This is a genomic window from Methylobacterium sp. P1-11 (assembly GCF_008329595.1).
Lineage (GTDB): Bacteria > Pseudomonadota > Alphaproteobacteria > Rhizobiales > Beijerinckiaceae > Methylobacterium.
Genome location: NZ_NPKS01000004.1, coordinates 37,159 through 51,001, shown reverse-complemented (window position 1 = coordinate 51,001; position 13,843 = coordinate 37,159). Strand labels below are relative to the sequence as shown.

At 70.5% G+C, this 13,843-nt stretch carries 10 protein-coding genes and 1 pseudogene; 8 read left to right on the top strand and 3 right to left on the bottom strand.

Features of this window, described 5'->3' with window-relative positions; genetic code table 11:
- The first annotated feature begins 856 nt into the window (after positions 1-856).
- From CIW48_RS33125 to CIW48_RS33820, 8 genes and pseudogenes are all read left to right on the top strand, one after another.
- Entirely contained in the window at positions 857-1,003 is a 147-nt protein-coding gene (locus CIW48_RS33125) for a hypothetical protein (protein ID WP_173009182.1), read from the top strand.
- A gap of 11 nt (positions 1,004-1,014) precedes the next feature.
- Complete coding sequence (locus tag CIW48_RS05510) at positions 1,015-1,104, top strand: K(+)-transporting ATPase subunit F (protein WP_017484418.1); 90 nt, start codon at positions 1,015-1,017, stop codon at positions 1,102-1,104.
- Positions 1,105-1,125: 21 nt separating this feature from the next.
- Positions 1,126-2,841 carry a potassium-transporting ATPase subunit KdpA gene (kdpA, locus tag CIW48_RS05505; RefSeq protein ID WP_149309813.1) on the top strand — a complete coding sequence of 572 codons (1,716 nt, stop codon included), beginning with the start codon at positions 1,126-1,128 and terminating at the stop codon, positions 2,839-2,841.
- Between the two features lies 1 nt (position 2,842).
- The gene (locus CIW48_RS05500) at positions 2,843-3,043 is read left to right on the top strand and encodes a hypothetical protein (protein WP_149309811.1); all 201 of its coding nucleotides are present in this window, start codon (positions 2,843-2,845) and stop codon (positions 3,041-3,043) included.
- A 59-nt stretch (positions 3,044-3,102) separates the two neighbouring features.
- Positions 3,103-5,193 (top strand): potassium-transporting ATPase subunit KdpB, encoded by a 2,091-nt coding sequence (kdpB, locus tag CIW48_RS05495; protein ID WP_149309809.1) that lies wholly within the window; start codon positions 3,103-3,105, stop codon positions 5,191-5,193.
- A 22-nt stretch (positions 5,194-5,215) separates the two neighbouring features.
- Positions 5,216-5,821, top strand: a complete 606-nt coding sequence (locus tag CIW48_RS05490) for a K(+)-transporting ATPase subunit C (protein WP_149309806.1) — start codon at positions 5,216-5,218, stop codon at positions 5,819-5,821.
- A gap of 21 nt (positions 5,822-5,842) precedes the next feature.
- A complete protein-coding gene (locus CIW48_RS05485) occupies positions 5,843-8,560 on the top strand; it encodes a sensor histidine kinase KdpD (protein ID WP_149309804.1) in 2,718 nt (905 codons plus the stop codon).
- A pseudogene (locus tag CIW48_RS33820) lies at positions 8,557-8,634 on the top strand (DNA-binding response regulator); the annotation flags it as partial. The gene CIW48_RS05485 and the pseudogene CIW48_RS33820, both read left to right, overlap by 4 nt.
- A 182-nt stretch (positions 8,635-8,816) precedes the next feature.
- On the opposite strand, the gene CIW48_RS05480 reads toward CIW48_RS33820, so the two are convergent.
- The 3 genes from CIW48_RS05480 to CIW48_RS05470 are packed head-to-tail and all read right to left on the bottom strand — an operon-like array spanning position 8,817 to position 13,731.
- Positions 8,817-10,157 carry an NCS2 family permease gene (locus tag CIW48_RS05480; protein ID WP_149309802.1) on the bottom strand — a complete coding sequence of 447 codons (1,341 nt, stop codon included), beginning with the start codon at positions 10,155-10,157 and terminating at the stop codon, positions 8,817-8,819.
- A complete protein-coding gene (locus tag CIW48_RS05475; RefSeq protein ID WP_149310087.1) occupies positions 10,157-12,892 on the bottom strand; it encodes a molybdopterin cofactor-binding domain-containing protein in 2,736 nt (911 codons plus the stop codon). The genes CIW48_RS05480 and CIW48_RS05475 overlap by 1 nt, the downstream gene beginning before the upstream one ends.
- A gap of 2 nt (positions 12,893-12,894) precedes the next feature.
- Positions 12,895-13,731 (bottom strand): FAD binding domain-containing protein, encoded by an 837-nt coding sequence (locus tag CIW48_RS05470; RefSeq protein WP_149309800.1) that lies wholly within the window; start codon positions 13,729-13,731, stop codon positions 12,895-12,897.
- Positions 13,732-13,843 lie beyond the last annotated feature (112 nt).

The following is a 13,843-nucleotide window of genomic DNA, read 5'->3' as shown; positions in this document are numbered from 1 at the left end:
AAAGCCGGCATTCGGTTCGGTGCGGGAACCCGGGCGATGCCGGTGGCCGGCTGTAATGGAGGAGGCCGCATCATGCCGTCAGATCCGACCCAACCGGCCGGCCTGCCTCCGGCGGACGCGGACGACCTCGCGTTCGGCACATACAGCTCGCCGCCCTGCTTCCTGCACGAACTCGATCCAAGCAATCTCGGTCTGACTGACCCGCCCGTTGCGGAGCCACAGGCGAAAGCAGCGGGCGGCGCCGGTCAACCTCCTGATGACATCTCTATGCCGGATGGCCCTCGGGCGTCGTCGCTCCTCAGGGCCGACGCGGAAGACATTGCGCCATCGGGCATCAGCCCGGATGGAGCCTCCGCATGCAGATCACCCGACGTACCCTCGCCGCGTGCGGGGCCGATCGCGCCCTCGCGTTGATGGTCGCCGCGCACGGTCCACGGTCAGCCTTGTCACTGGCACTGCTCGTTGCGAACACCGTCGAACCGGCGCTGGTCCCCTAAGAGACGGCGGGTCTGAGGGCGATCCGAAGAGCCCCTTGCGCGCCCGACCCGCAGGTCTCGCTCCCGCGCCGTCATTGATGCCAAGCGGATTCGCGCCTTTCGTGGCGGATCGAACCCGTCGCCGGCCGCTGCAAGAACTTCGGCCTCCTATGGCGACGTCCGCGGCCGGGAAGCGGGCGTCATCCGGCTGGATCCCGCCCTGTGGCGTGCGCTCGGCCCGGGTGCTGCCCGGCTGACGGCGCTTGAAGCCTGCGCCGGTCTGCGGGCAAGCTTCCGGGGACACCCGCGATCCTAACGCGGCCCTTATAAGTTCCGGTGTGGTCCTCGCTCGAACCCTAACGCGGTTTCCGGCGACAGTCATGGCCGGCCAAGTCCGGTCGCGGAGCCTCTGCGGCCGGCCGGCCGAACCGGACCCGATCACCATGCTCGACGTCGTCTTCATCGCCGGGGGGCTCGCGTTCTTCGCGCTCGCCGCCGGCTACATCGCCCTCTGCGAACGCCTCTGAAGGAGGCCGCCATGACCCTCGACCTTGCCCTCGGCGCCCTCGTGACGGCCGGGCTCCTTGTCTACCTCACCTACGCCCTCGTCCGCCCCGAGCGGTTCTGAGCGGCCTGCAGGACTTCCCCCATGAATCTCAACGGCTGGATGCAGATCGCGCTCTATTGCGCGGTCGTGCTGGCGCTCGTTAAGCCGCTCGGTCTGTACATGACCCGCGTCTTCAACGGCGAGCACAACCCTCTCTCGCCTGTGCTCGCGCCCATCGAGCGCGGGCTCTATCACGTGTCGGGCATCGATTCCCGCCAGGAGCAGACCTGGCTCGGCTACGCCAGCGCGATGATCCTGTTCAACGTGGCGGGCTTCGTGCTGCTCTACGCGATCCTGCGCATGCAGGCGGTGCTGCCGCTGAACCCGGCCGAGCAGGCCGCGGTGGCGCCGGACCTCGCGTTCAATACGTCGACCAGCTTCGTCACCAACACGAACTGGCAGTCCTATGGCGGCGAGACCACGCTCTCGTACCTGTCGCAGATGCTGGGGCTGACGCATCAGAACTTCGTGTCGGCGGCCTCAGGCATGGCGGTAGCGGTCGCGCTGATCCGCGGCTTCGCCCGCGCCTCGGCGAACACCCTGGGCTCGTTCTGGGTCGATATGACCCGCGCCACCCTCTACGTGCTGCTGCCGATCTGCGTGATCTTCACCTTGTTCCTCGTCTCCCAGGGCATGCCGCAGACCCTCGGCGCCTACGTCGACGCGACAACCCTGGAAGGCGCCCACCAGACCATCGCTGTCGGCCCCGTGGCGAGCCAGGTGGCGATCAAGATGCTCGGCACCAACGGCGGCGGCTTCTTCAACGCCAACGCCGCGCACCCGTTCGAGAACCCGACCGCCCTTTCGAACTTCCTCCAGATGGTCTCGATCTTCGTGATCGGCGCCGCCCTCACCAACGTCTTCGGCCGCATGGTCGGCGACGAGCGCCAGGGCTGGGCGATCCTCGGCGCCATGGGGATCCTGTTCCTCGCGGGCGTCCTCGTCACCTACTGGGCCGAGGCCCACGGCAGCTCGGTGCTCAACGGCTTTGGGCTGACCGGCGGCAACATGGAGGGCAAGGAGACCCGCTTCGGCATCGCGGCCTCGGCGCTGTTCGCGGTGATCACCACGGCGGCCTCCTGCGGCGCCGTCAACGCCATGCACGACTCGTTCACGGCGCTCGGCGGCCTGATCCCGCTCATCAACATGCAACTCGGCGAGATCATCATCGGCGGGGTCGGTGCCGGCCTCTACGGCATGTTGGTCTTCGTGATCGTGGCGATCTTCGTGGCGGGCCTGATGGTCGGCCGCACCCCCGAGTACCTCGGCAAGAAGATCGAGGCGAAGGAAGTGAAGATGGCCATGCTCGGCATCCTCTGCCTGCCGCTGATGATGCTGGGCTTCACCGCACTGGCGACCGTGGTGCCGGCGGGCCTCGCCGGCCCGGCCAACGCCGGACCGCACGGCTTCTCGGAGATCCTCTACGCCTACACGTCGGCGGCGGCCAACAACGGTTCGGCCTTCGGCGGGCTGACGGCCAACACGTTGTTCTACAACACGACGTTTGCCATCAGCATGCTGGTGGGGCGCTTCTTCGTTAAGATCCCGGTGCTCGCCATCGCGGGCTCGCTCGCCGCGAAGAAGAAGTTGCCCGCGTCGGCCGGCACCTTCCCGACCCATGGCGGCCTGTTCGTCGGGCTCTTGGTCGGCGTGGTGCTGATCATCGGCGGCCTGACCTTCTTCCCCTCGCTCGCCCTCGGCCCCGTGGTCGAGCACCTCGCGGGCGCGGCCGGCCAAACCTTCGCGACGGGAGGCTGAGATGCCGCGCGCCCTCCCCGCCCGGCGCTTCGCGCGCCACCACCTCGTACTCCACCGGCAGCCGCAGCGACGGGACCGCCCCGGCGGCGCGCCGCCACTCAGGACCTCCGACCTCGTGCTGGCCCTTCTGGGCGTGGTGCTGCTGGCGGGCTTCGCCCTGATGGCTGCCTACGCACTGACCCTCAGCACGGCCGCCCCCTGAACTCTCAAGGCCCGGCCCATCGTGGCGGGCCTCCTTGCCCCTCACCGGACACACAATCCATGTCCCGCAAGAATTCATCCCTGTTCAGCGCCGCCCTGGTCGGGCCGGCCCTCCTCGGCTCGGTCGGGAAGCTCGACCCGCGCGCCATGATCCGCAACCCGGTCATGTTCGTGGTCGAGGTCGTGGCCGCGCTCACCACCGTGCTCTTCCTCCGTGACCTCGTCACAGGCGCGAGCGGCCTGTTTTTCTCGGGCCAGATCATCCTGTGGCTTTGGTTCACCCTGATCTTCGCCAACTTCGCCGAGGCGCTCGCCGAGGGCCGCGGCAAGGCCCAGGCCGACAGCCTGCGGCGCACCCGAACGGAGATGACGGCCAAGCGCCTCACGGGACAGGGCCGCACCTACGAGACCGTGCCCGGCACCAGCCTGAAGGTCGGCGACGTCGTCCTCGTCGAGGCCGGCGACCTGATCCCCTCCGACGGCGAGGTGATCGCGGGCGTGGCCTCCGTCAACGAGGCCGCCATCACGGGCGAGTCCGCTCCGGTGATCCGCGAATCCGGCGGCGACCGCTCGGCGGTGACCGGCGGCACGCAGGTGCTCTCGGACGAGATCCGGGTCCGCATCACGGCCGCGGCCGGCTCGACCTTCGTCGATCGCATGATCGCGCTCGTGGAGGGCGCAGCGCGCCAGAAGACCCCGAACGAGATCGCCCTCAACATCCTGCTTGCCGGCCTCACCATCGTGTTCGTCTTCGCGGTGGCCTCGATCCCGAGCTTCGCGCGCTACGCGGGCGGTTCGATCCCCCTGATCGTCCTCGTCGCCCTGTTAGTGACGCTGATCCCGACAACGATCGGCGCACTGCTCTCGGCGATCGGCATCGCCGGCATGGACCGGCTGGTCCGTTTCAACGTGCTCGCCATGTCGGGTCGCGCCGTCGAGGCGGCGGGCGACGTCGACACCCTGCTCCTCGACAAGACCGGCACGATCACGCTCGGCAACCGCCAAGCGACCGAGTTCCGCCCCGTCCGCGGCGTCTCCGAACAGGAATTGGCGGATGCCGCGCAACTCGCCTCGCTCGCCGACGAGACACCCGAGGGCCGCTCCATCGTCGTACTGGCCAAGGAGAAGTACGGCATCCGCGCCCGGGACATGGCTGGGCTGAACGCCACCTTCCTGCCGTTCACCGCGCAGTCGCGGATGTCGGGCGTCGATCTGGATGGGTCGTCCATCCGCAAGGGCGCGGTCGACGCCGTCATCGCCTCCGTCTCCGGACAGCCCCTGGCCACCCGCGGCTCCAGCGCCGCGCTGGCCTACCAACCGGCCGCGGACACCGAGGTCGTGGGTGAGATCCGCGCCATCGCGGAGGAGATCGCCAAGGCTGGCGGCACCCCGCTCGCGGTCGCCCGCGACGGGCGGCTGCTCGGGATCGTCGACCTGAAGGACATCGTGAAGGGCGGCATCCGCGAGCGCTTCGCCGAGCTGCGCCAGATGGGCATCCGCACGGTGATGATCACCGGTGACAACCCGATGACCGCGGCGGCCATCGCGGCGGAGGCTGGGGTCGACGACTTCCTCGCCCAGGCGACCCCGGAAGACAAGCTGGCGCTGATCCGCAAGGAGCAGGCCCACGGCAAGCTGGTTGCCATGTGCGGCGACGGCACCAACGACGCCCCCGCCCTCGCCCAGGCCGATGTCGGCGTCGCGATGAATACCGGCACCGCGGCGGCCCGCGAGGCCGGCAACATGGTCGATCTCGACAGCGACCCGACGAAGCTCATCGAGATCGTCGGCATCGGCAAGCAGCTGCTGATGACCCGCGGCGCGCTGACGACCTTCTCGATCGCCAACGACGTGGCCAAGTACTTCGCCATCATCCCGGCGATGTTCCTGGGCCTCTACCCGCAGCTCCAGGCGCTCAACATCATGGGCCTCGCCTCGCCGCAGAGCGCGATCCTGTCGGCGATCATCTTCAACGCGCTGATCATCGTAGCGCTGATCCCGCTCGCCCTGCGCGGCGTCACTTACCGGGCCGTCGGCGCGGCCGCGCTCCTGCGCCGCAACCTCCTGATCTACGGCCTCGGCGGCGTCCTCGTGCCGTTCGTCGGCATCAAGGCCATCGACCTCGCCGTCGGCGCCCTCCACCTCGTCTGAACTGATCCCTCGGAGATCTGCCATGCTCAAACAACTCCGCCCCGCCCTGGTTCTGCTCACCGCCCTGACGGCAATCACAGGCCTCGCCTACCCCCTCGCGATGACCGGCCTCGCCGGCGCGATCTTCCCCGCCAAGGCCGCCGGCAGCCTGATCGAGCGCGACGGCACGGTCATCGGCTCCAGCCTGATCGGTCAGAACTTCACCGGTGCCGGCTACTTCCACGGCCGGCCTTCGGCGACGACGGCGCCGGACCCCGCCGACGCGTCAAAGACGGTGCCGGCGCCCTACAACGCGGCCAATTCCTCCGGCTCGAATCTCGGCCCGACCAGCGCGGCGCTGGCCGAGCGGGTGAAGGGCGACGTCGAGGCGCTGAAGGCCGAGAATCCGGGCGCCCCGGTGCCCGTCGATCTCGTGACGACCAGCGGGTCCGGCCTCGATCCGGACATCTCGCCCGAGGCCGCCTACTTCCAGGTTCCCCGCGTCGCCAAGGCCCGCAACATCCCGCAGGACAGGCTGCGCGACCTCGTGACCGCCCGCATCGAGGGGCGCACACTGGGCATTTTGGGCGAGCCGCACGTCAACGTCCTGGCGCTGAACCTCGCCGTCGACGATCTCGCCCGTCGCTGAACAGCGCTAGGTAGAGGGATGATGCCCGAGACCGGCCGCGACCCGCCCCGCCCCTCACCCGACGCCCTGCTCGCAGCGGCGCGCCGGGAGGAGCGGACCCGCGGCCGGCTCAAGGTGTTCCTCGGGGCCGCCCCGGGCGTCGGCAAGACCTACGAGATGCTGACCATCGGCCGGGCGCGGCTGAAGGCGGGAATTGACGTCGTGGTCGGTGTCGTCGAGACGCACGGCCGGGCCGAGACCGAGGCCCTGCTCGATGGGTTCGAGACAATTCCACGCCGGTCGGTGCCGTATCACGGCACCGTCCTCCAGGAGATGGACCTCGACGCTCTGCTCGCCCGCCGGCCAGCCCTCGCGCTGGTCGACGAGCTCGCCCACACCAACGCCCCGGGCTCGCGCCACCCGAAGCGCTACCAGGATGTCGAGGAGCTGCTCGATGCCGGCATCGACGTGCTCACGACGCTGAACATCCAGCACGTCGAGAGCCTCAACGACGTGGTGGCGTCGATCACCCGCATCCGGGTGCGCGAGACGGTGCCGGACGGCGTCCTCGACCGGGCCGACGACATCGAGGTGGTGGACCTCAACCCCGACGACCTGATTCAGCGCCTCAAGGACGGGAAGGTCTACGTCCCGACCCACGCCGAGCGCGCGCTCAGGCACTACTTCTCCCGCGGCAACCTGACGGCGCTCCGCGAGCTGGCGCTCCGGCGCACCGCCGATCGGGTCGACGACGAACTGCTCGGCCATATGCGGGCCAACGCCATCGCCGGCCCCTGGGCGGCGGGCGAGCGCGTGCTGGTCTGCGTGAGCGAGGACGCGCGCTCGGCCGGCCTCGTGCGCTACGCCAAGCGGCTGGCCGACCGCCTGCACGCCCCCTGGACGGCGCTCTCCATCGAGGGCGCGCGGGCGGCGGCGCTGAGCGAGGCGGAGCGCGACCGGGTCGCCGAGGCCCTGCGGCTGGCCGACCGCCTCGGCGGCGACGCCGTGACACTGCCCGGCGGGCGCCGGATCGCCGACGACGTGCTCGACTACGCGCGTTCGGCCAACGTGAACCACATCGTCGTCGGCAAGGCGAACCGCTCGTGGCTGTTCGAGCTGATCAACGGCTCGGTGGTGCATGACCTCGTGCGGCGCAGCGGCGCCATCAGCGTGCACGTCGTCCCCGGCGAGGCCGTCGCCGACGAGACGCAGCCGCGCCGCGCCGTGGCGGTGACCGCGCCGCGGGCGAGGCTCGACGCGCGGCCCTACGCGATCGCGCTGGCGGTGACCACCGCGGGGCTCGGCGCCGCCATGGTCGCGGAGCCCTACGCGGGTGTCGAGAACGCCGACCTGTTCCTGCTGACCGCCGTCGTGGCAGTGGCGGTCCGCTGGGGGCTCGGGCCGGCGCTCGCCGCGGTCGTCGCGGCCTCGCTCGCCTACAACTTCTTCTTCTTGCCGCCTGTCTACACCCTCACCATTTCCGACCCGACCAACGTCGCGGCCTTCCTGCTTTTCACCCTGGTGGCCGTCCTGGTCTCGAACCTCGCCTCGCGCGCGCGCCGCGTGGCGGTGGTCAGCCAGGGTCGGGCGCGGGCCACAGAGCTGCTGTTCGGCTTCTCGCGGAAGCTCGCCGCCTGCGCCACCCTCGACGACGTGCTCTGGGCCACCTGCGCCCAGGTCGCCGCGATGCTGAAGGTGCGCGTCGTCCTCCTGCTGCCCGACGGCCATGCCGTGACGGTCCGGGCCGGCTACCCGCCCGAGGACATGCTGGACGAGGCCGACCTCGCGGCCGCGCAGTGGGCCTTCGACAACGACCGGCCGGCGGGCCGCGGCGCCGACACGCTGCCGGGGGCCAAGCGCCTGTTCCTGCCGATGCGGACCGGGCGTGGCACGATCGGGGTGATCGGCCTCGATTCCGACGGCACCGGACCGATCCTGTCTCCGGAGGGGGGGCGCCTCCTCGATGCCCTGGCCGACATGGGCGCGCTCGCCATCGAGCGGGTCCGGCTCGTGGAGGATCTCGACCGGGCCGAGCGCGCCGCCGAGACCGACCGGCTCCGGCAAGCGCTGCTCACCTCGATCAGCCACGACCTGCGCACGCCGCTCGCCTCGGTTCTGGGCGCGGCCAGCACGCTGCGCGACCTTGAGGCTGCGCTGCCCGCGGACGCCAAGGCGGAGCTGCTGTCGACGATCATCGAGGAATCGGAGCGGCTCAACCGCTTCATCGCCAACCTCCTCGACATGACCCGGCTCGAGGCCGGCGCGGTGGCGCCGAACCTCTCCGCGCAGGACGTGGCCGAGACCGTCGACACCGCCCTGCGCCGCACCCAGACAATCCTGTCCGGCCACCGCGTCGCCGTGGAGCTCGAGGCAGACCTGCCCGCACTCGCCCTCGACCCGGTCCTGTTCGAGCAGGTTCTAGTCAACCTCCTCGACAACGCCGCCAAATACGCGCCCGAGGGCTCGACCGTGACGCTGCGGGCGCGCCGGGCCGAAGACCGGGTCCGGATTGCGGTGCTCGACGAGGGGGACGGTCTGCCCGAGGCGGATGTCGAGCGGGTCTTCGACAAATTCTACCGCGTCCGGAAGGGCGATCAGGTCAGGGCCGGCACCGGGCTGGGTCTTGCCATCTCCCGGGGCTTCGCCGAGGCGATGGGCGGCACCGTCACGGCCGAGAACCGCCGGGAGCGGAGCGGCGCCTGCTTCACCATCATCCTTCCGGTTCCCGCGCAGAACGCGCCCAGGGACATCGCAGCATGAGCCGCAAGGTCCTGATCGACGACGACGAGCCCCCGATCCGCAAGTTGCTGCGGATGGGACCTGCCACGCAAGGCTGAGCGGTCTTGGAGGCGCCCGGTGCCCGGACTGCCCTGGCTCAGCTCGGCTGCCGATCCTGCCTGCTCTCGTCCGCGCACGGCGCCTGCGCAATGCCGAGACGACCGCGGCGTTGCACGCCGGGCGGATGCGGCGGCACACTACGCGGCGGCGACGGACCGGTCGCGGCAACGCGCGGTCGTCAATGCGCCCCTCCCGTTTCGATGAACTTGAACAGGAAGATCGCCGCGATCACCCAGACGATCGGCTTCACCTCCCGGGCGCGGCCCGCGAGCAGCTTCAGCGCCGCGTAGGTGATGAAGCCACAGGAAACGCCGGTGGCGATCGAGTAGGTGAAGGGCATTAGCAGGGCCGTCACGCAGGCCGGCACGACCTCCGTGAGATCGTCCCAGTCGAGTTCCACCAGTTCGCGTAGCATCAGGCAGGCAACGTAGAACAGCGCCGGCGCCGTCGCGTAGGCAGGGACCGCACCGGCCAGAGGGGCGAAGAACAAGCAGGCGAGGAACAGCACCGCCACGGTTGCGGCCGTGAGGCCTGTGCGGCCCCCCTCCTCGACGCCGGAGGCGCTCTCCAGATAGGCCGTTGTGCTGGATGTGCCGAGGAGCGAGCCCGCGAAGACCGCGACGGAATCGGCCATCAGCGCCCGGTCGAGGCGGCGCATCTGACCATCGGTCAGGAGGCCGGCCCGGCTTGCCACGCCCATCAGCGTGCCAGTCGCATCGAACAGCTCGACGAGGAACAGGACGAGGATCACGTTGAGCAGGCCCGCCGAGAGGGCGCCTCCGATGTCAAGGGCGAACAGCGTCGGTGCAATGGAGGGCGGGAGGGAGACGATACCCTGGAAGGTGTTGCCAGCGAAGACGAAGCTCAGCGCCGTGACGGTCAGGATGCTGGAGAGCAAAGCCGCCCGGACCTTCCGGGCGGAGAGGACGGCCACCATCAGGAAGCCGAGCACCGCCAGGATCGTCTCGGGCTTGTGCAGATCGCCGAGGGTGACGAAGGTCGCCGGGCTCGCCGCGACGAGGCCGGCATTCTTGAGCGCGATGATCGCCAGGAACAGACCGATCCCGACCGTGATGGCGATGCGCATGGAGCGCGGGATCCCGTCGACGATGAGCGCGCGCAGGCCGGTCAGCGTGACGATCAGGAAGCACACGCCGGAGATAAACACCGCGCCGAGGGCGGCCTGCCAGCTGAAGCCGAGCTGCTGGACCACCACGTAGGTGAAGTAGGCGTTGAGCCCCATCCCGGGCGCGAGGGCGATCGGGTAATTGGCGTAGAGCGCCATGATCAGCGAGCCGAGCGCCGCCACGAGGCAGGTCGCCACGAACACCGCGCCCCTTGGCATGCCGGCATCCCCGAGGATGCTCGGATTGATAAAGACGATGTAGGCCATCGTCAGGAAGGTCGTCAGCCCCGCCAGGACCTCCGTGCGCACGCTGGTGCCGTGATCGGCGAGGCGGAAGGTGCGCTCGAGGAAGCCGGGATTGGCCGCCGGCGTCGCGTCCCGCGGGCGGTCCATCACGAGATCCCGGTCCGGCCGGCCGCCACGGCTTGATAGATCCTGTCCGGCGCGAAGGGCGTGGCGGTCAGCCGCGCCCCGGTCGCGTCGCGGATCGCGTTGCCGAGCGCCGCCGCCACCGGGTTGAAGGGCGACTCGCTCATCGACTTGGCTCCGAGGGGACCTACGCTGTCGTGGGTGTCGGCGAACAGGACCTCGGTATCGGGCACGTCGGCGCAGGCGGGGATGTGGTAGTCGCGGAACGTCTGCGTGACGAGGCTCCCGTCCGCGGCGACCTGGATATCCTCGTAGAGCGCCGCGCCGATCGCCTGCGCGACGCCGCCCTCGACCTGGCCCCGGCACTGCATCGGGTTGACCACCCGGCCGGCATCGGCGGCATGGACGCTCCTCAGGATACGCACCGACCCGCTCACCGGCTCGACCGCCACCCGGAAGGCGTGGACGTTGAACGCCACCGAGCGCGGGCTGCCGTCGGCCCGGCCGGACGCGTCGAGCGGGCCGATCGCCGCGAGCGCCACCGGCCCGGCCGGCGTCTCGACGACATCCCCCGCTAAGCGGCAGGAATCCGGGGCCGCGTTCGCGATCTCCGCCGCTCGCGCGCGGATCCGGGCCACGAGCGCCTCGGCGCCGCGGAGCGTCGCCAGACCCGCCACGACGGTCCCCGTGCTGCCATAGGCGCCGGTATCGTGGCTGACGCCATCCGTGTCCGCGCCCGCGATGCGGACACGCTCCGGCGCGGCGTTCAGCGCCGCAGCCGCGATCTGTCGGTGCACCGTACTGGTGCCGTTGCCGAACTCGGCCGTTCCCACCCGGACGGTGTAAAATCCGTCGGGCTCCAGGCTGACCCGCGCGTCGGCGTGGTGGCCGCGGGGCGGGATCGTGTCGATCATCGCCATCGCCATGCCGGTCCCGGCGCGCCAGCCGGGCTCTGGCTCCGGACCGGGATCGGCCCGCAGCGCCTCCTCCACCAGGGTCAGGCACTGGTCGAGACCGTAGCTGCCGAACACGACGTCGTGCGGCTCCAGGCTGTTCGACACCATCGCGTCGCCCGGCTTGACGGCGTTGTGCCGCCGCAGGGCGAAGGGGTCGAGGCCGAGTTCGCGGGCGACCTCGTCCAGAGCGGATTCGAGGGCGAAGATCGTCTGGCTCAGCCCGTAGCCTCGGAAGGCTCCTGCCGGCAGCGTATGGGTGTAGACGGCGTGGCCGTCGACCCGCTTGTTCGGGCAGACATAGGCGGCCAGGACCTCGTGGCATGCGTGATGGATCACGCCGCCGGCGTGGTTGCCGTAGGCGCCGGTATCGGACAGGACATCGAGGCTGAGCGCCGTCAGCGTGCCGTCCCGGCGGGCGCCGACCTTCACGTCCACCCGCATCGGATGGCGCGTCGTGGTTCCGACGAACTGCTCCCTGCGGGTCAGCTCCCAGCGCACAGGCCGCCCGGTATGCAGGACCGCCAGGGCGACGAGGTCCTCGGTCAGCATCTCCTGCTTGCCGCCGAAGCCGCCCCCGACCCGGGCGCAGACCACGCGGACCGCATCCTTCTCCAGGCCGAACAGGTCGGCCAGCGCGTCCCGGGTCAGGAACGGCACCTGTGTGCTGGTGCGCAGCGTCAGGCGACCGTCCTCGGCGCGCCAGCCGATACAGCCATGGGTCTCCATGGCGGCATGCTGGACGCGCTGCGACCGGAACGTCCCGGCATAGACGAAATCGGCTTCGGCCAAACCCGCCTCAACGTCACCGACCGCGCCGTGCACCTCACCGGCGAGGTTGGGGTGGCGTTCGAGCGGCGGCGCATCTTCCCCCGGGCAATTGCCTGGATCGTGGACCCGGGGCGCATCGGGGTCGAGGGCCCGGTCCGGATCGAGGAGCGCCGGGCGGATTTCGTAGGTCACCCGCAATGCGCGGCATCCGGCCTCCGCGGCCGCCTCTGTCTCGGCGACCACGGCGGCGACCCGCTGGCCGACGAAGCGCAGGATCGGGTCGAGCACCCGCGTGTCGGACGCGTCGTCCCGCGGATCCTCGTGGCGGGCGGTAGAGAACCGGCGCGGCGGCGAATCCGCATGGGTCAGCACCGTCACGACGCCGGGGACGGCGCGAGCGGCCGCGGCGTCGATCGCCACGATTCGCGCGTGGGCGTGGGGCGAGCGCAGGATCTTCAGATGGAGCGTGTCGCCGAGCGGCGCGTCCAGGGTGAAGGGGACGCGCCCGGACACCACCAGCGCCGCGGCCGGTGCCGCGAGGTTGCGGCCTATGGGATCGCCGCAGCCGCCGCTCTCCACCGACGGCGCGCTGCCCGCGATGGCCTCGCGCACGGCACGGTAGCCGGTGCAGCGGCAGAGATTGCCCTTGAGGGCGGTGCCGAGATCCCGCTTTTGACCCTGATCAAGGCAGGCGGCCGTCATGATCATGCCCGGCGTGCAGAATCCGCACTGGAAGCCCTGCGCCCCCAAGAAGGCCTGCTGCATCGGATGGAATGCGGTGGGCTCCGAATCGTCGGGCCGGCAGGGACCCGCGAGGCCCTCGATCGTCGTCACGCTCCTTCCGTCGGCGCGGAACGCCGGAACCAGGCAGCTATGCACCGGCTCGCCGTCGAGATGGACCGTGCAGGCGCCACAATCGCCTGCGTCGCAGCCCTTCTTGACACCGAACCAGCCCGCCTCGCGCAGATAGGTCCGCAGGCACTGCCCGGCCCGTGGCGTGCCCGCATGAGCGGCACCGTTGATGGTGATGGTGATGGTCATGACGCCCCTCCCGGCGACGCCGCCTCGAGCGCCCCGCGGATCTCCTCGGCGAAATGCCCGGTCATGTGACGACGCCAGTCGGGCCGGCCGTGGACATCGTCATGGTAGAGGGCTTGCGGGATCGCGTCGTCGAGGGTCTGGGCCAGATCGGCGGCGCTCGGCAGGCCGTCGAAGGTGAGGCGGAGCGGACGCTTGACCGAGGCCGTGACGGTCAGCGCGAAGGCACCGTCGGCGGCCCGCGTGCCGATGAGCAACGCACCGGAGCGGCCGTTCGGGCTGAGGCTGATGCGGCGGAATGCCGTGCGGCGCACGAGCGCCGCAGCCGGCATCGACAGGCTGCGGAGAACCTCTCCCGGATTCAGCGCATTGTGCTGCGGGCCGAGGACGAAATCGACGACCGGGACGTGGCGCTCGGTCCCGTCCGCGGACCAGATCGTGCAGGTCGCGTCGAGGGCGGCCGCGAGAGCGATCATCGGGCCGGCCGGGAGAGCGAGGCAGACATTGCCGCCGATGGTGGCGACGTTCCAGATCTTGAAGGAGCCGAGAAGCGCCCGGCAGCATTGCCCGACCAGCGGCGCCGCGATCCAGTCCGGCGGCAGTTCGAGCCGCTCGAGCTGCGCGATGGTGCAGGTCGCACCCAAAGTCAGGCCGTTCGCATCGATCGCGTGCGGGGGCCAACCGAGGGCCGCGAGGTCGACGAGGCGCCGCATCCCGACCTGCGGCTCGGAGAACAGCCATGTTCCTCCGCCGAGGCAGGCATCGCCTTCGGTCCAGGCGGGAAGCTCGGTCCGGCTGCGCGGCCGCAGGACGGTCTCGATGGTGTTGAGGTCCATGCCCCCTCGCCGGTCCGGAGCCGGTTCAGCCGGCCCGCCACTATGCCGGCCGTACCGAGGCGGCGGTCAAGCCAGACCGGTTCCGGCCAAGCTTGGCGCCCCCACCCGCGTC